Consider the following 18,109-nt stretch of genomic DNA (forward strand, 5'->3'; position numbering starts at 1 on the left):
CAATGAGTGAAAGAGGAGAGGTGAAGCGTATGCCTGAGCAGATGAAGCAGCAGCTTGTTCCGGTCAAGATCTACCGGACAGAGGAGCGTTTGATGGTCGCCGCCCCCATGCCTGGTCTGGAACCCGAGAACATCGTCGTCGAAGTCACCGCCGATGGTCACCTCCTCCTGCATGGAGACCTGCGCGGCATGCTCAAAGGGGTCAAGGAACTCTTGCTCGATGAATGGAGCGTGGGAGTCTATCACCGCGAGTTGGCTCTCCCCATCCCGGTCAATGCCATGTGCGCCAACGTCACCTACGGCAATGGCGTGTTGCTCGTGACCTTGCCAATCAGCCAACACACCCTCCCTGCACGCCTCGTGCTCGACCGCATCACGCCGACACACGGGGAACGCAAAGGCAATGTCGGACATCCTCCCACCTGTGTTCAGCCATGAGGGGGCGAGCGGTTTGCGCTCCTTTCAGGAAACATGGTGAGACAGAGCACGGCGCGGAGTCGCATCTTTGCGGAACACCGCGTTCCAGCTCGCTCATAAAGATCTCTGGTAGGAAGGGTAGCATAGACACGTTAAATCACACCCTGCCTCCTCCAGGCTTGAATTTGCTCTGCGCTATATCCCAATTCTTGCAGAATAGCCTCACTATGCTCACCGACGCGGGGGACAGGCTGCGGTGTCACATGCTCGCCTCCAACCAGGCGTGGGAAGCGCGCCAATGTGGATAGCTCCTTTCCGCCTGCTTCACCAGTGCGCACAACATGGCGCGCCCGTGCCTGGGGATCGTTGAAGGCTTCGTCGATGCTGTAGACGGGACCCAGGCAAGTATCGTCGCCACGACATACCTCAACCCATGCATCACGCGAGCGCGTTTTGAAGATGGCTTGCAAGGCGCGTATGGTCTCATCCCGCTGCTCTGCAGTGGTCGGCATATGCGCATCTATCAGTTCAGGATGTCCAATGCGCTCACAAAAGGTGCGCCAGAACTTTGGCTCCAGAGCGGCGAGAGTAACATACTTGCCATCACCTGCCTCGTAGATGTGATAGCAGGGGAGAGCACCGTTCAGTGGCGAGCGCTCCGGCGACAGGCTCACACCGCTGTGCAGATACAGCGAAGTGACCAGGGGCATCAGACTCAACAGGTTCTCAGTCATGGCAACATCGACGAAGCACCCCCGCCCGCTGTGCGCACGCTCCACCAGGGCTAACAGGATACCAACAACGGCGCTATAACTCCCGCCAATCAGGTCACCTAGTTGCGTGGCTGGAAGAGAAGGAACTCCCTGTGCGTCCCGCTGGTAGTCGAGCAAGCCGGCGTACCCCTGGTAGTTAAGATCGTGCCCGGCCCTGTCCCGGTAGGGACCGTCTTGTCCGTAGCCGGAGATGGCACAATAGATGAGATCGGGGTTGATTTTTTTCAGCTGTTCATAGTCCAAACCCAATCGCTGCATCACTCCCGGTCGAAAGCTTTCTATTACGATATCAGTTCTTCGCACCAGAGCACGCAGCAGTTCGCATCCCTGCTCGACTTTCAAGTTGAGCGTTATACTGCGCTTGTTCCGATTGATCGCGCCAAAGAGCACACCCAGGCCACGTTCGTCTGCAGGCGCCATCTCGCGGGCATAGTCTCCCCGGCCCGGTTCCTCAACTTTGATCACATCGGCACCGAAGTCGGCAAGCATCTGCGAGGCATATGGACCCGGCAGCAGACGCGAAAGGTCAAGCACACGTATCCTTTCTAATGGCTGGCTCACAAGGCCCCCTTTCTTTTCGCATAGAAAGAACAGCTTTTTTTAAGGTTATATCACTTCCCACCTGATCTTCGCAAAATGCTCAGATGATTGTGCATGCGGTGATTGTCTTGATTTTTTATTTGACTTTAGCTCCGTTTCCGATACCCCTGCAGGGTTGCCGTTCCTTTCGTTGGAGAACCATGCGTCGTGTTCTTTTGCCTCCATTTCTAGCAGAAATCCTCTAATGTCCTCGAAAAAAATGCAAACACATCCTTAGAGAAGAAGAAACGACTATATAGGAGATACCGTTTAAGGCGATCCAGAAAAACATCACTTCAGCGCAAGAGTGAAAAAGGTAGCGGGTCAACGATCTCCTGCTGCCTTTTTCTTTTGACGAAGCAGGTACGCATGTTCCCTGGTGCCGCACCGTGGCTCGTCTGGAGCCAGACGAGCCAGACTATCCCGCTCCCTTGATTGTTGGCCTGGTAATTGCCACCCTGGTGCTCCTGGTCACCAGACTACTCAGGTGGAGGTAAACGAACCATTGAGATTGCCAACCAAAGTCAGGCGTTTGGGCCGCGGGCATTACACGTGGCATTGGATAGCAGCCCGTTGTGGGGGGCGGGACGAATCGAGGATACCTACAATTTGGTAGGGCACGCGCTCAAAAAGTCAGGTGCATCGTGACAGATCAACAGGGGCACGCTCACATCTGCCTCTTGCCTCAGTTTGCGTTTTGAGAGAATGGGAGATACGTTATAAGCAAAATCCTAGAGTATGCCATCCTCTTCCAGCAAGCAGGTAAAGGGTTTGAAGGGGAAGCAAGCGCCGACAGATGTGATGAGGGGCTTCTAGGAGACCATAACTGCGACATTGGGGAGAGCAACCTGGGATGTTCCTATCGCTGCTCTCCGAACTGCCTCTAGCAGTTCGCTTGTTTTTGCACCAAAGAAAGTAGAAACGCTCATGCCGTTTTGAGGAGAATGGAGACATATCGATGGCGCAAACAATACTTGTCACTGGTAGTACCAGTGGCTTTGGTCGTCTGATGGTCGAAACCCTGGCACGCCAGGGATATACCGTTTTTGCGGGAATGCGCGCTATGGCAGGAAAAAATGCACCTGTGGCAGAAGAACTACGAGCTCTGGCGGAACGAGAACATCTTGCTTTGCATATCATCGAAATCGATGTCACGGATGACTCTTCAGTGGAGCAGGCAATCGAGTCCCTTATAGGAATCACGGGGCGTCTTGATGTGGTGGTCAATAATGCCGGGATGGCGTATAATGACCCACTGGAAGCATTCACCCTTGAGCAAGCCCAACAGCAATTCGATACCAACGTTTTTAGCGTGTTACGGGTAAACCGCGCGGCTCTGCCACACATGCGTCGGCAAGGCAGCGGGTTGCTCTTGCAGATAGGCTCCATTGCTGGACGCCTGGCCCTTCCTTTTCTTGGCCTCTATGGAGCGACGAAGTTTGCCCTGGAGGGACTCACCGAGTCATATCGCTATGAGCTCGCTCCCTTTAGCATCGACGCCGCCATTATTGAGCCTGGAACCTACCCGACCGCCATTGCAGAGAAGCATCAGAGTGCAGCAGATACAGAGCGTGCTGCTCTTTATCAGGCTGCTATGGATAAGTTTATGGCGCCACTTTTCGCAGAGAACCGATCCGCCACACCTCCCGATCCCCAGGAGGTGACCGACGCGGTGGCCAGAATCATCACCCAACCAGCGGGGGAGCGGCCATTGCACACTGTTGTCGCGCCGGTTGCCCAACGCCAGGCTCCCCAGGCGATAAACGACGCCGTCACACAGGCGACTCGATCCTTTTTCGAGACGCTCAATCTCCCCCTGGCAACCCTCGCACCAAAGAAAGAGAAACAGAAGCTGAAGAAGTGAACCACACGCTCCTTTTTGAGGAAACCGGAGTGATCTCGAACTTTTGGAGTAATCTCAAAAGTTCGAGATCACTTCACAATCTATTGTTGAGCTAACAAAAATAGCGTAAGATTATATTCACGTTACCCAGAATGAAATGACAACTCAAAGTGCAAGCACTTTGAGCAGGAGAGGAAGCTTATGCCCGACCAAGAATACCTCGATCTGCTCACTCAAGGAGTAGGGGCATGGAACCGGTGGAAGGAAGACACCCATGAGATATCACCCAGTGCCAGAGGGAATTTCTGCGCGGCACCTCATCTGGCACAACATATTCATCAGTGGCACCGCTCCATCGAGAGATCAGCTCTGTCCAATGAACAACTCGCTCTCCATAACATAAGCCGTTACGCCAGGGGCAATAATGCTCATAAGCCCCTGTGGTGGAGCAGACAGTTGCACGTTAAATGCCACGTGTCCATAAGCATCACAGCACAGATAGCCTTCTTGATGTCTTACAAAAATGAAACCATCTCTATCAACTAGTGGTTGCTCAACAAATATAAGATTGGTCGTGCGGGAGATTTCACATCCCCATACTTCCTTGCCCTCTGTTGTTAATCGTGCCAGGCGCTGCTTTGAGAGAGCGATCCAACCACCATCAATATACTCAGCAAATGTAGCTGAATGGTTGTATTCGCCTATCTGCGTTCCATCTGATCTGACAAACGCAGAAAACCCATCAGTTGATCCAACAGCAGCAATCTGCTCACGGTTGAGAGTGGGAAGCTTATTTACTTTTCCCTGAATGTTTCCCAATCGATCAACAATTAACAGAGCGTCAGGAAGAACAAGCAGTGTTTCTCCGGTTTGGAGCGCGGTTGGCAGTGAATAGACAAAACGCTCATCCTCTGGCATAACGTCACCAAGATCTAGCTGCCACAAAATGGTGCCATTGAATGTGACTGCAGAAAGCATGCCTGCATGACAGATGCGAAGGGTCCCATCAGGCGCAACAATAACGCCGCTGATAGTTTCCCTATCTGGAGAACGAACAGAGTGATGTACTGGCAATGAGATTTTCCGCCAAATCGGCGTTGTATGAGGGCCGGAAATAGGTGATAGAGCACAATTTGTCTGATCGCCTCCGAAACGGGGCCAGACAGTCTGAGCTAAATGAAGCATCGTGTTTGTATTTCCTCAGGAGGGAGGAAGACCTATTTATGTATGAACAGAGAGGGCAGTAAAACTAGCTTATGTAAAACATAACATTCATCAAGAAAATTGTCAATATTAGAAGAAACAGATGATCGAAGATCTTTAGCAATACCTATACATTTTACAACTCATTAAATTTTAATGACGTCCAGGCAGCAAAAGATAACATGAATAACTCATATTATTATCATAATCTTTGGTATCGACCATTCTCGTTCATTAGTCCTTGTAGATGCTGGATTGAGAAGCACCTAACAAGGACTAATTCCTGGCATGCTTCCAAATTGAAGATACTTGCAAAAAAGTCTGCCTTCCTCTTTAAATAGTAAATAATCCAATACAGCGATAATTGCTATAAATATTGACTTTCCTTTATATTTACTCTATATTCTTTAAGGCTTCTCCATAAATATATTTATCTTTTACTACAAAGAAGCGAAAAGGTGTATTGATGCGCACAAAACAACGTTTTCTCTTGTATGTCGTTACATTTGTACTCACTGCCTTCCTCTCTACTAACGGCACTAACCTCTTTGGACATCAGAGTACAGCCCATGCAGCAACGACAAGTGGACCCACTATCTCGCTCAGCAGCAAGACAGCTTACATTGGGCAAACGCTGACACTCACGGGACATGGATTGCCCCCATCCACTCCATATCAACTCCTGCTAGCCAATCGGGGGAACACCGGATACTCACTTGGCGATTACATCTGGCCAGATGCCAATGGGGACGTATCACAAACCATTACCTTTATCTCAAACTTCTATCCCGTTTTGCAAGGCACTTATCTGGTACTGCTTTATCCAGAATACAGGAATGACGCAACTCCTGTCACAGCACAAACCAGCATTCAGGTCCTCCCAACGCTTCTATCCCTCACCGGCAATTCCGGTCTACCGATTACGATGCAAGGGCTAGGATTTACTGCATTTGAAACGGATAAGATCTATTTTGGTGATGCCGTAACCGGCACACCAGAAGGCACAACAACCAGTGATGGGAGCGGTTCGCTGTCCTTCACATTTACCGTACCAGAACACCTTGATGAAGGATCATATCCTGTCACAATAGTCCGCCCCAACAAAACTCCAGCCGCAGTGACTGCCCACATCAAACTTTATCCATTGACGCTGAAGGCTCCTGGCGGTGCCAAAAACCAGCAGGTGGTCATGGTACATGGAACTGGTTTTGTCCCGGGTGAATATGTCAATCTTAGCTGGGATGCGAATGGCGGTCAGCAACTCTATAATGATAGTACTGATAATACTGGTGCATTCAAATTTTGGTTCTCTCTTCCATCAGCTCCATTAGGCCCACACACACTTACGGCGCAAGGCAGTACAAGCGGTCTATCGGTCAGCACTATTATGAACATCGGGCCAGGAATTAGCCTCTATTCCCAAAATGGCTATAACGCAAAAAGCAATCCAGGTGGGACCTTAACGGTCAATGGTGGTGGATTCAATGCCAATGAACAGGTAAACGTCTATTTCCAAACCACGAAAAATGGCATTACAACCGCGACCACAGATAGCACAGGCAGTTTCAGCACAACTATCCAGGTCCCCTTCCAGTACTCTCCAACCACAACCTACTACGTCTATGCAAAGAACACGGCGGACACGGCCCACACACGCGCACAATTTACCTATGTCACACCAACCGCAAGTCTCACTGGTAACTCTTATGGAGCAGATACCTCTGAAGGCTCTGTTTCAGTTGCAGGATTTGGCGCCAATGAAAGTGTGAAAATTGTAGATCGCTATCAACAATCGAACCAGACCAACCTGATAACGCTTACCACTGATGCCACCGGCTATGCACGCGCAAACATCACATGGCCAAGCACACCAAATGAAGGAACCGTTCCTTTCGCAGCTATCGGGCAAACAACAGGTCTGGTTGCCACAGGAACGCACATTGGATGGCAAACTATTGTGCCACAACCAGACAATGGTACAGATCTCGTTGGCAACGCTGGCGATACCCTGACATTCACTGGCAAAAACTTTGCCGCCAGTGAAACAATCAATATTACATTTAACGATACAGTTGTAGCCACAACCACGAGCGAGGCAGATGGATCGTATAAAGCAACCTTTACGGTTCCTGCACTCGAAACGGTAAGTGCTGGCGCAGGAAACGTTAAAGTAAAAGCCGTTGGTGTCACCAGTGGTCTGGTAGCCGGTTCATACTATCCCGATGCCATCACCTTCTACTATCAACCAACGCTCACCATTACACCAACCACAGGGCCATCGGGAACAACAATCACCGTTACAGGTGCCCATTTCCCTGCCGGTGTAACCATCCCCATCGGTTGGGATGGACCATTCCCATACAATCCCAATAACATCGGCTATCCACCAGGAACGTACGCCGCTGTCAATGCTGACCAGAATGGCAGTTTCACACAAACCATTCAAGCCAACGACCTGGTCAGTGGTCAGACCTACCACGTCACAGCGCTCAGTTACCCATCCTACTTACAAATAGTAGTAACCGTAACTTTTATCGCTCAATAATAATACAGGGAAACATGAAGCGCCCTATTTGTGATGACTTAGCTGCCCTGTAAGAGAAGTGATAATGCAACGAGGAGGCGACGAAAAACAAAGTGTGCTTTTCGTCGCCTCCTCGTTGCATTTCAAAACGACCCAGTTCCTCATTCGATACCCATCATCAATATCTCTATGCACATCTTAAAACGAGTGCCAGATAGGCAGTATTATTGCGCACTCAGCAATGCAATGATAACACATGCCAAATCATAGCATTAATAATCATAGCGCTCCCATTATTGAGATATCAAACAAAATGGATATAAGAAAAAGAAAGGGGCAATAACCAGACAGATAGAACATTCTGCACAAAAGATCACAAGCCCTTCAATGTAAATAACGCGCCTGGATCAATATCTATGGCTCAGAGAATGTGTTATAGTATTGATGAAGCAACCCATCCCATCTGCTTTGAGGTTACGAGCGTCTTGTGGAGTCGAAACGTTGGCCCTCTGACGCCGTATCTGGAGCGGCAAGGGCAGAAACGAAATTTGGAAAGCGAGTTAGCATAATATATGGACCCACATTGGCCTCACCACGCTCCTGCAAAAAGCCCTTTTCATTTCCCCGTTTTACCCGCAGGTGCCAACTCACATATCTCTCTCGTTGGCATCCAACCAGATTCAGGCATGAAAATCATTCAAGATATCATTACATCAGCCACAAAATCGCTTTGGATTGAAATGTATCTATTCGACAACGACCATGTGGCGCAGATGCTGCTCAGGCAGAAGGCCACCCATCCCGGCCTGGATCTCCGTCTCCTTTATCATCAACCAATCTTGCCGCCCAGCCTTGATCCCACCGGCACACGGCATTTTCCTGCCTGGGCTACTCCCAATAAAGCTATTCGTACAGATGGCCAGCCTGTCTCTGTCCATCACGCTAAATTCATCATTGTCGATGCTGATGTGCCAGGGAAGGCGAAAGCGTATATCATGACCGCCAATTTTACTGCACAGGCGCTCGGTGGCAACCGTGCGGGCTATGCTAATCGCGAATACATCATCTGTGATACCGATCCCCGCGACATTGCGCTGCTCAAAGCGATCTTCTTAGCGGATCAAGCCGGTCGTCCGCTACCCACGATACCCGATACGTCCAATCTCATTGTCTCTGACATCAACGCGCTTTCATTATTGCCTTTGTTGCTGCGAACCGCCAGACACAGCCTGGCGATCCAGATAGAATATCTCAACGATCCTCCCGGCCAAGGCGCACTCAATCTAAAGCAGATCATCCTGCATTCAGCCAGGAGTGGAGTCGCGGTCCAGTTGATGTTACCTCCGCTTTCACCCCAACCGCTTGGTGCACCATCGGCTGATAACAATGAAACCTATCGTACCCTGACCCCTGCTGTTGCAGTCAATGTGACGCCACCATATTTTATGCACGCAAAAATGATTATTGTGGATCGGCAGCTCGCATTTGTAGGTTCACAGAACCTCAGCCACCAATCGCTCCACTACAGCCGTGAGGTTGGTATCATGATCTCAAATACCAGCGTCGTATCAAGCCTGCTCGCAACATTCAATGCCGATTGGAAACACGCTCAGGCTCTGGCATCAAAAATCCATCATTCATAGCAGACATTCCTAATAAGAGCTCTTCGGTAAATAGTTAAGGAGGGTTGACTCCATAAGCGTGGTCAACCCGCCTTACCTAAACTTCGCAGTCTCGGTTAGGAAGAAAAGTTTTCTATATTGACGATTGTTGAGCAGGCTGTCGATGATTGTGCATTTATTAAAAGTATCATATTTGCAGGTCTATCCAGGCGGCAATATCAAATAATATGTATGCAAGCAAGCCTAGTAAAGAATTTGAGCGAGAAAATCGCGTGGGATGCCGCGTTGTAATTCTTCGTGATATACCTGGTTACGATAATTCCGTAAACATTCATAGCAGCTTGTTTCTGGTCCACAGCATTGATTGTTGACGCGATCAAATGCTCCTTTAAAGACTGCAGGCAGTTCATCAGCAATCCGTTTCACATGTCCAGCGCCTCCTGGAACGTTATTATAGAGGATCAGAGCTGGTGGTTCATTTCTGGCATGATAGTACAAGGTACCATCAATATCATCGCGGCGAATATGCAGTGACTGAGCAGCCCCTTCCAAAAGCGCATAGAGAAATGAGCGCCAGAGTTGGCTCGAAGCATTCCGAGCCAGATAGCTATCTTTCACAACTTTGACGGTCTTCAGTGGATGAAGTGTACTCATATATTCTCTCTTCTACAGTTAGAGTTCTGCTCTTTTATTTATGCAAAGCTATTGCTATACCATTGATATCGTTAATTGAGAAAATCAACCAATTTTTGGTGAACATCTGGCTTCTGAAGTCTTTTTATTGCCTTGCTCTCAAGTTGCCGTATCCTCTCTCGTGTCACACCAAACTCTTGACCAATCTCTTCAAGTGTTTGCTCAACACCATCATCCCATCCAAAACGCATTTGTAAAATTCTGCGCTCACGTTCCTTCAATGTGGTAAAGATCTCATCAAGATATTGCCGTTTCATCGATAACAACACAGTATCTTGAGGGTCTGCATTTTTGCGTTCGAGCATTTCACCCAGGGACGTTCCATCTTCATCATCACCTTTGATTGGTGCATCAAGGGAGAGAAGATTATAACGCTCATCTAATAAGCGTAACTCGCGCACTTTTTCAACAGGCTGCTGGCAAGCCAATGCTAACTCTTCCTCAGTCGCCTCACGCCCTAGTTTTTGCATAAGCAATTTTTCTTGTTGCTTCAGCATTTCTATATTTTCAAGTACATGGACAGGATAACGTACTATGCCTGATTGATCTGCTATGGCACGCGTAATTCCTTGTCGTATCCACCATGTTGCATAGGTTGAGAACCGATGACCGAGCGACGGATCAAATTTATCTACGGCTCGCATCAACCCTATATTTCCTTCTTGAATCAGATCCAGTAATTCGAGGCCACGCCCGGTAAACTTTTTTGCAATACTTATGACAAGGCGTAAATTCGAAATAATCAACTGCTCACGAGCAGTTTGTCCTTTTTGGATACGAGCATTGAGAATGATTGGAGCAACAGAATCTTGCTCATCAATGAGAGACAGCTCATTTTGTGCCAACTTCCCATCCACAATGTACGATGCCAGACGTTTCTCTTGCTCGGCATTCAATAACTTATAGGCCCCAATCTCGCGCAAATACATCCAGAAACCATCATTTTCAACATCCACATGTACTGGTCTGGAACGCTCTTCTTCAAGCTCAAGGCTAAACTCATCAACTTCATGCTCATATTCTTCAGAAATAGAGACTCCAACATCCTGTAATTGATGAATAACTTCAGGGTACACTGATGTATCCGTGATTGAAGTAGGCAATATCTCAGTAAGCGCCGATACAGGGATAGTGTTCGTGTTATCATCCATTTGACTGGCTAGATCAATAAGAGAAGGAATGATAAGATAAAGCCATTTCTTGAACTTCTGAACCACCGACTTTGTATAATAAGACTCGCGCTGCTTCAACAAAGGCAGGAGCGATATGGGAGAATTTAACAGGCACTCTTGAAAAAGAGAAAATGCTTCTAATTCTGCCTCAATTTCACCTGGCTCTTCTTCAGCGTACTCTATTTCGACTAACAATGTTTCAAACACATGTCGAATGTCGCCCTCACTGTACTGCTGAGCCATAGCGGCCAATATGCTCCGACGCTGCTGCGCATCCGCTGTAGCGAGAAATTGTTCCAGATAGCCGGGAGTAGTCAGCGGTAGTCGGTCCCGATATTGCTGGAACATATAAGGGGTTCCAAACTGCATATCGGTTGTATTGGTGGCTTGAAAGAGCGGTCGCAAGCGTGTTTCTTGCGACCAGGGATCGATGACTGTCAGTTCGGCACGATATGCTCCTGGTGGTACTTGCTGATAGGCCAGGGATATCTCAAAACGAGCTACCGCGTCATCTGGTATAGGAATTTTAAGCGGCTCTGCCCATGGACGCCAGAGAGACCAGAGAAGCAGGTACCTGTGCGAAAGCATCTGTTTCTGCTGCCAGAAACAACGGAGTTGCCAGCGATCATCAATCAGATTCACACCAATTGAAAAAGATGAGATATCCAGAGCTTTTGAAATCAGTAAAACAGGAAAGGCAGCTTGCGTCAAATGACTATCTTGTTCATGGTGAACAAACTGCACCTGGATAAAACCTTCCTGACTGCTCCGTAGACTATCAAGCGCCTCAGCAAGGTTAAATATAAGTCGCTTCCCGCGCCTCCCTCTATGAGCAAGCATTTGTGGGGGTTTATCTTCGTGCAGAAACACCTGCAAGTTGCCAGATAAAGCAAGGGAATGACCCTCAGCGGGGTCAAGCGAGATGAGCAATCGTGGTGAAACGGCCTGCTCAAGCCAGGCAAGAGAAATACGCGCCACATGGTGATGCCATTCCATGCGCTGCGACACTTCGATGTCGGCATCCAGTAACGCCCAGCGCACAACGGGCAATGGGAGCCAACAAGAAACAGGCATTCCAAGCGTACCGGTTCTTTGAGAGGTGAATAATAGCTCCACCTGCGTATACTCTGCAGGCGCTTCAACCCGGTAAAGCCCTATCCTCTCCCTCGATACGCTCACCTCATCATGATTACTCGCTATCAGCACATCCTCATCTACGTGTATCATAAGAGTCGATGAAGGTAGAGTGCCATCTTTGTCAGCGACCCGTACGTGATCATTGCTTCCTTGCTCGATAGCAAGTTGTGGCACAATGATGATAGAAAAAACACGATCACGTCCCAGAGGCCCGCGCAACGCAATTTCATAGCGCCCAAAGGCATGAGTCCCAAGCAAGCTAAACGCGCTTAAGGGCACGCGTATACTATCGCCATCAATACGATACTCACTCAACACGATTGCGGACCGATAAGGTTGTCCATCTTTACGAATAGACAGGCGCCATCGACTTACTTCCTTGGCTGCCACACGCTGTGGAGGAATAGGAATACATATATCAGGAGCGGCAGAAAAAATATCAGGCGTCCCCGCCGTTTGCAAAAAACCCGTTACATGTGGGCCCTCTAAACGTGGCTGCAATTGATTGGGATCCGGTTCTACGATAACAATCGTTTCACCTACACTAAGCATACTGGCTGTGCTTAAATCCCATTCTTCAACCCTGTAATCAGACCAGGCACCGGCCAGTGGAGGAAAAACCTCACATTGTTTTCCATCGACGACCTCCAATGTCTGGTGCGCCGGATAAAGGATTTGAAGACGTTTTGCGGGCACGGTATGATTGTACATTGGCAGCAGAGATCGATCCTCAGGGTTAAAAACAAGGAGGGGGCATTGCGTCGTCAAGCCTGCGAATTTCCAACTACGCTCCAATCCCTGACTGCCATGCAGTTTGATTATATATTCGTTGGCTGGTTGCGTTATCTCAAGTTGGATAGCATCGGACATATACCGTTCATCCGACCAGTGAAGATCACATTGTAAGTTACGAGGCTCCGATCCTTGCATAATAGTCCATTCAAGAGAGGATTGAGCATACTCAAGTGAATGGAAACTTTGCGCAGGAAGATCTAAATAAAGCCCGTCCCAGGGATCAAGAAATAACACGGGTCGTTCTAGACGGAAACGCGAGGTCGCCCTGACTTGTTGATGCTCTCTGTACCACCTTTGATAGGCCTCAACAACCCGATATGGCAGACCAATACGGTCAGCATCAGCGCCTGTACCATATTGTTCATGTCCCATTTCCAGACAACGAGCCACAAAATCAACGGCGAGCTTGCCGCCAAATTGCAGGAAACGAAGGATCGGCTTATCCACGTTGCTCGGTGCAGAATGTCCAACCCAGAAAGAAATAAGATCGTGGGCATCCAGTCCGGCCAAATCTGGACGCGTCAGCGCAGGAGCAAGGAAATGCTCAAAGTAATCAGCAAGCGAATAATCGGGAATGCCACCATGCAATAAAATATTGCCAACGTACTTATGCCCATTCCCGCGGAAAACGGCCAGCCCTTTCTTATTCAGAAAATCCTCAAAAAAAGCACGCAGTTGAGATTGAGTCAAGGCATTGGATACGTCGAGATCCTCAGTTACGGCCGACCAATAGTTCCCCTCTCGATAATTGTAAATACCCATTGCAACCAGGTAAACAGCGAGAGAAACCGGATAGTATTGTTTGAGAAATTCAATAGCTTTACTTTGGCCATAATCGCGAATGCGTTGCGCAATCAACACACCAAGTTCTTGCATTTGCTCTTTCGAAAGGTTGATCTCGCTTAGAAGCTCCACATACTCCATCTTTGCATTGAAATTTTTTTCCCACTGTGACAACGTGAGCATAGAGCATTATCTCCTTACAACAACGTAAGCTGATGTATTAATATCGTGATGAGGAAATTTACCAGTATGAAAAATTGGTAAGAACTCTTTTACTTTTGAAGCGAAAGAGTTTTTTTAAAATTGAATAATGATTTACATTTATATGGTGTTAAGAAAGGTTGGATTTTCTTACAATTCAAATCCACTTCAAACCACATCCGCTCTAATTGACTTTGATATCATAGTAAATTAGCGCACATGTATTATATCTTCTTACATACAAATTTACCAGTATATCAAGCAAATAATAAAGTGTTGTTTCTGCCATTTGTGCAAACAACACCTCATCTGGTAGATATTCACTAATATACCTTATATAGTTACCTGTGATTAAACATTATGAACAAGCATGCTTCTTAGCTCAGCCGAATTTAGTATCCCATCAGTAAATTAGCAATATTCAATGTAATTAGCTGCTCGATCCTTATATATCAGAACGAGCTGCGCCTGCAGATGGGTGTGGCATGGAACGATCAGGACCTGGTATTTTGCAATCAGCCTGGCAATCCACTGGAGGCAAACAATGTCATGCAACGCTCGTTCAAGCCGTTGCAGCAAAAAGCGGATGTTCCCGCGATTCGTTTTCATGACCTGCAGCACAGTGCAGCTACTCTATGGAAAGAGCGGCTTCCCCGACACGCGGTTGCTTAAGGATGAATATTACTTTGTGTACGCACGCGACAAACAACATGCCTCCATGCTGGCACGTCACTGGCTCGACCAGCGAACCTATCTGACACAGCACTTCTTCACCCCGTGCCCCAAGGGCTTTACGGTTGGCGACATTACGATTCCCGGTCATCTCACCGCTCATTAAAAGAGCGCGAACACCTGCATAACCATATGCGTTACGGGAGTATGTCCTCTCCTCCCGCAACATGAGGATGACCAGACTGTTCTGGCCTCATACACCAGTGAGAGCCATGGATCAAGCACTATAGCCCTTTGTCAGGCACGCATATCTTATGAAGATGAGCCTCGCACCTTTATAGGAGAGATGCGCAAAGCCACTGAATACTCCGCGGCAAACTGTTCCGGCGAGCCAAACTTGCTGGTCATCCAGTGACGATATTTCGCCAGGTAATGCGGATGTTGATCGGCAGGAGATTCAAAGGTGCTGACCTGGGCATGCCCGGTAAACACAATGATCCCAGAGCCAGTCCCGTAGCCATCAAAATGCAGCGCCACCTGGGAATTCCGGCGCACAAAATCCAGGCGTCTGGCATGAGCCAGATTATAGACCAAAAAATTGGATGCCGCCTCATCCCACCAAAACCAGATGGGTGCGGGCTGAGGCATCCCGCGCGTATCCACTGTGGTAAGCCATATGAGATACTCTTCATGCACGCGACGCCGTACACTTTGCCCAAAGGGCGTGCTGTCATCTGGAAGTTGAAAGGTCATGCTCCAAAGTCCTTCCTCGTTTCTTGCCCTCCTACACGGTGGCGCAAGAGCGAACGTCTCGTTGGGAGCAATTCCAACGCCTCTTCTCGCGAAACTCCCCACATCTGCAGGGCAGGAACAATTGAGGTGATCCACTCCTGACTTTGTGTCAAAGCGGAATGATAGCTTCTAGAAGCTGCCTCATCCGCGAACGAAGCAAACCAGACGAAGACGTTTTCCCCTTCGCGTACTGGCAGCGCTGGATAGGTGTTCTCGGCTGATTCGGTCACGAAGTGCCCCAAAAGAGTCGCTCCTGCCTTACGAAGCAGAGGGATCATGGTGTTTTCAAAGAAATCCACAAATCGCGGATCAACTGGTGCATCAAAAGCATAGATGGTCGCGATGATGACCCCTCCTGCCACTTCTGGCGCGTCCCTCATCGGGCGGTTTGCCGGGTCGAAGCAAAAACCAGTAGCGGCGCGAGCTGGCCTGAGCAAGAAAACGTTGCTCACATCACTGATCGTGTCGTTGGCCGCCGTTCGATGCGCTTGCCAGAGCGGGCTCACATGATAGAAATCGTGCAACATTGTCCGTCGCGTTTGCATATCGGCAAACCCACGCAACCAGACGAATCGATCAGGGTTGGTGCGATCGCGAAATTGACCGGGGATGAACGCACCATAGTGCTCTTGCTCTTCAATGAAATATTTATCGAATAAGGCAATGAACTCATCGCGTCTCCCTGGGTGGTGAATATATTGACGCAATTCTATGATAGGACACCACGTCTCTTCGGCTTGCTCTGAGGCGTGTCTCGCGCTCATGTCCAGCTCTCTCGATAGTTCAGCAGATGTTTCTTTTGACATTACTCTCATTCCTTTCAGGGAAGGCGAGGACGAATGATGACCTCGCTCTCTCTGTGATATGCGCCGGCTTGACACAAGCATACCATTGAGCTATCTTTACAACAAGAACGTACAAAAAAGGTAGGTACTCTCCTGGAGGAAAGTATGAGTACACATGCCGAAGCCCGCTTCTTTCAGTGTCCAGTCGATGCTGGACTAGCATTGATGGCTGGAAAGTGGAAGCCGCGTATTTTATGGAAATTGTATCGCTACCAGACCATGCGGTTTGCCCAGTTTAAACGGATGTTACCTGGTATTACTGATAAGATGCTCACTCAGCAGTTACGTGAATTGGAAGCGGATGGGCTGATTACGCGGAGGGTGTATCCTGTGGTTCCCCCCAAAGTTGAGTACACACTCTCCGCCTTTGGCAAGACGCTCGAACCAGTGATCGCAGCCATTGCGACCTGGGGGGAAACGTATGAACAGGAGATTCGATCGCACTTAGAGTCACACGACGTTACCCCGCAAGAGCAATCATCTTAAGGAGTTCTTGAGACCAGAAAGCCGATAAATAAGGAATGATTCAGCTTACCTCTATCTACCATATGGCCGAAGCCGCCAATTGGCCTGCGATCCAGCGGGACGGTCTGCACAGCGCCAACACACTTCTGGATCTCGCGGGCATGCTCGGAGAGAACCGGGAACGATTGGAGAAGCACCAGCGATTGACGCATACCGAACTACCAAACGGTGTTCAGCTTAGGGATCAGCGGCCCATGCCTCCGGCGGCTCTAACAACCTGCTTGATCGGCATAGCCCCATCCGAATGGTACGCTCTCATCAATGCCCGCGTATTCTTCTGGCTCGACCCGGCACGACTCAATCGACAGCGAGTTGCCTGCGATCCCCGCCCACAGGTGGTCTTGACCGTGGATGCGAGCAAGCTCGTGGCTGCCTATGCCGAGAAAATTGCCGTCACCCCGATCAATACCGGGAATGCTCGCCGTCGTCCAGCCAGGCGGGGAGTGGCAACCTTCGTTCCCTACGCGGCATGGGTCACATCCGCCTGGGCCAGTGAAGCAGCAAGCTTAGGTACCCCGGTACAACCATTGTCGCATCCTCCTGTGGAACTGACCGTAGCTGGATCGATCCCGGATATCATGCAATTCGTTGTCGGGGTGCAGCAGTTGGCACCCGGCCAACTGTTCACGCCGATCCATAGTTGATCTGGTGCTCTCTTAGGGCCGACAGAGCCAATGGGTTGCCTAACAAGATGGAACCCATTGGCTCTGTCGGAAGCGCCCACGAGACGTGCTCATCTTCTCTCTTTCGCCCGTCTTCCTCACGTACTCTTCAGCTATGCATCCTCGTTGTGCATCACGTGGGACGCAAGCAACCAGGTGCCACCAGGCTTCACGAAACTTATCGGAAATAGTGGTTCAACACAACATCCGTGCACTCATGGCCCAGCGCACGCGAGACCTGATGCATTGCCGTGATGTCATAGTCCGTTGGCTTGAGTCGCCTGCCTGCAGGGGGTAACGTGCGATCCGGAGCGTGAGACAGGTCGCGCTGCTGTGCTGACGCTCGTCGATAGCTTTGGACATCCATGGCCTTCGGAATGTGATCAAAGACATGCTCATTCAAATCTCTTCCTTGAACCACTGCCTTGATAGCATCTGCATAATCAGCAAGGACCGGCACAGTTCTCGCTTTGCCACCCTTCCCATTTCTGACCAAGACCTCGACCACGCCAGACCCTGTGCAGTGCACTTCCTTGACCAGAAGATCACGAAGCTCGGCGCGCCGTAATCCAGTTGCGCGCAAACAGAATCAGGTCAGGCCAGTACGCCGGTTGAAAGTGCGCATCTTGCTTGACCAGTCTACGTGAGCGGATAATCCTTGTTTGTGCTCGTGACGGTAACACCACCTCAGCAGCCAGCTGGTGATTCCCGAACACCTTGCGTAGTGCTGATCGCTGCGTTGCCAGTGTATAGGGACTCTTCTGGGCCGCGATCTGCTCTCTCAGATAGCAGCAAGCCAGCTCATCGAGTCGCTCATAGAACTGCGTCAATCGCTTGATGCCGTGGTTGGTTCGAACCCAATTGACAAACGC

The 18,109-nt window shown here is 49.3% G+C and carries 16 protein-coding genes; 8 read left to right on the forward strand and 8 right to left on the reverse strand.

What is annotated here, in order from left to right:
* Positions 1-2 precede the first annotated feature (2 nt).
* Entirely contained in the window at positions 3-437 is a 435-nt protein-coding gene (locus JMI88_RS06055; RefSeq protein ID WP_201360901.1) for an Hsp20/alpha crystallin family protein, read from the forward strand.
* Positions 438-568: 131 nt separating this feature from the next.
* Here the strand turns inward: JMI88_RS06055 and JMI88_RS06060 are convergent, their stop codons facing one another.
* The gene (locus JMI88_RS06060; protein ID WP_201360902.1) at positions 569-1,750 is read right to left on the reverse strand and encodes a CaiB/BaiF CoA transferase family protein; all 1,182 of its coding nucleotides are present in this window, start codon (positions 1,748-1,750) and stop codon (positions 569-571) included.
* A 976-nt stretch (positions 1,751-2,726) separates the two neighbouring features.
* Here JMI88_RS06060 and JMI88_RS06065 point away from each other — a divergent pair.
* Positions 2,727-3,632 carry an SDR family oxidoreductase gene (locus JMI88_RS06065; RefSeq protein ID WP_201360903.1) on the forward strand — a complete coding sequence of 302 codons (906 nt, stop codon included), beginning with the start codon at positions 2,727-2,729 and terminating at the stop codon, positions 3,630-3,632.
* Positions 3,633-3,974: 342 nt separating this feature from the next.
* On the opposite strand, the gene JMI88_RS06070 is transcribed toward JMI88_RS06065, so the two are convergent.
* Complete coding sequence (locus tag JMI88_RS06070) at positions 3,975-4,796, reverse strand: hypothetical protein (protein WP_201360904.1); 822 nt, start codon at positions 4,794-4,796, stop codon at positions 3,975-3,977.
* 484 nt (positions 4,797-5,280) lie between these two features.
* Between JMI88_RS06070 and JMI88_RS06075 the strand changes: the two genes are divergently transcribed.
* Both JMI88_RS06075 and JMI88_RS06080 read left to right on the forward strand, forming a co-directional pair.
* Positions 5,281-7,359 (forward strand): IPT/TIG domain-containing protein, encoded by a 2,079-nt coding sequence (locus JMI88_RS06075; RefSeq protein ID WP_201360905.1) that lies wholly within the window; start codon positions 5,281-5,283, stop codon positions 7,357-7,359.
* Positions 7,360-8,024: 665 nt separating this feature from the next.
* A complete protein-coding gene (locus JMI88_RS06080) occupies positions 8,025-8,981 on the forward strand; it encodes a phospholipase D-like domain-containing protein (RefSeq protein WP_201360906.1) in 957 nt (318 codons plus the stop codon).
* A gap of 222 nt (positions 8,982-9,203) precedes the next feature.
* On the opposite strand, the gene JMI88_RS06085 is transcribed toward JMI88_RS06080, so the two are convergent.
* Together JMI88_RS06085 and JMI88_RS06090 are read right to left on the reverse strand one after the other, a co-directional pair.
* Entirely contained in the window at positions 9,204-9,614 is a 411-nt protein-coding gene (locus JMI88_RS06085) for an MrfA Zn-binding domain-containing protein (protein WP_201360907.1), read from the reverse strand.
* A gap of 71 nt (positions 9,615-9,685) precedes the next feature.
* Complete coding sequence (locus JMI88_RS06090) at positions 9,686-13,723, reverse strand: sigma-70 family RNA polymerase sigma factor (RefSeq protein WP_201360908.1); 4,038 nt, start codon at positions 13,721-13,723, stop codon at positions 9,686-9,688.
* 492 nt (positions 13,724-14,215) lie between these two features.
* Between JMI88_RS06090 and JMI88_RS06095 the strand changes: the two genes are divergently transcribed.
* Positions 14,216-14,413: a hypothetical protein gene (locus JMI88_RS06095; protein ID WP_201360909.1), complete on the forward strand. Its 198-nt coding sequence runs from the start codon at positions 14,216-14,218 to the stop codon at positions 14,411-14,413.
* A gap of 16 nt (positions 14,414-14,429) precedes the next feature.
* Positions 14,430-14,579 carry a hypothetical protein gene (locus JMI88_RS06100; protein ID WP_201360910.1) on the forward strand — a complete coding sequence of 50 codons (150 nt, stop codon included), beginning with the start codon at positions 14,430-14,432 and terminating at the stop codon, positions 14,577-14,579.
* Positions 14,580-14,725: 146 nt separating this feature from the next.
* Here JMI88_RS06100 and JMI88_RS06105 read toward each other — a convergent pair whose 3' ends face one another.
* Together JMI88_RS06105 and JMI88_RS06110 are read right to left on the reverse strand one after the other, a co-directional pair.
* Positions 14,726-15,166: a TIGR03667 family PPOX class F420-dependent oxidoreductase gene (locus tag JMI88_RS06105; RefSeq protein ID WP_201360911.1), complete on the reverse strand. Its 441-nt coding sequence runs from the start codon at positions 15,164-15,166 to the stop codon at positions 14,726-14,728.
* Complete coding sequence (locus JMI88_RS06110; protein ID WP_201360912.1) at positions 15,163-16,011, reverse strand: NIPSNAP family protein; 849 nt, start codon at positions 16,009-16,011, stop codon at positions 15,163-15,165. The genes JMI88_RS06105 and JMI88_RS06110 overlap by 4 nt, the downstream gene beginning before the upstream one ends.
* 144 nt (positions 16,012-16,155) lie before the next feature.
* On the opposite strand from JMI88_RS06110, the gene JMI88_RS06115 reads away from it, so the two are divergent.
* Positions 16,156-16,536, forward strand: coding sequence for a winged helix-turn-helix transcriptional regulator (locus JMI88_RS06115; RefSeq protein WP_201360913.1), 381 nt, complete (start codon positions 16,156-16,158; stop codon positions 16,534-16,536).
* 35 nt (positions 16,537-16,571) lie between these two features.
* Entirely contained in the window at positions 16,572-17,219 is a 648-nt protein-coding gene (locus JMI88_RS06120) for a DUF7002 family protein (protein ID WP_201360914.1), read from the forward strand.
* Between the two features lie 196 nt (positions 17,220-17,415).
* Here JMI88_RS06120 and JMI88_RS06125 read toward each other — a convergent pair whose 3' ends face one another.
* Entirely contained in the window at positions 17,416-17,766 is a 351-nt protein-coding gene (locus JMI88_RS06125; protein ID WP_236022830.1) for a hypothetical protein, read from the reverse strand.
* Positions 17,767-17,782: 16 nt separating this feature from the next.
* Entirely contained in the window at positions 17,783-18,067 is a 285-nt protein-coding gene (locus tag JMI88_RS06130; protein ID WP_201360916.1) for a hypothetical protein, read from the reverse strand.
* Positions 18,068-18,109: the final 42 nt, after the last annotated feature.

It is taken from the genome of Dictyobacter formicarum, from assembly GCF_016587435.1.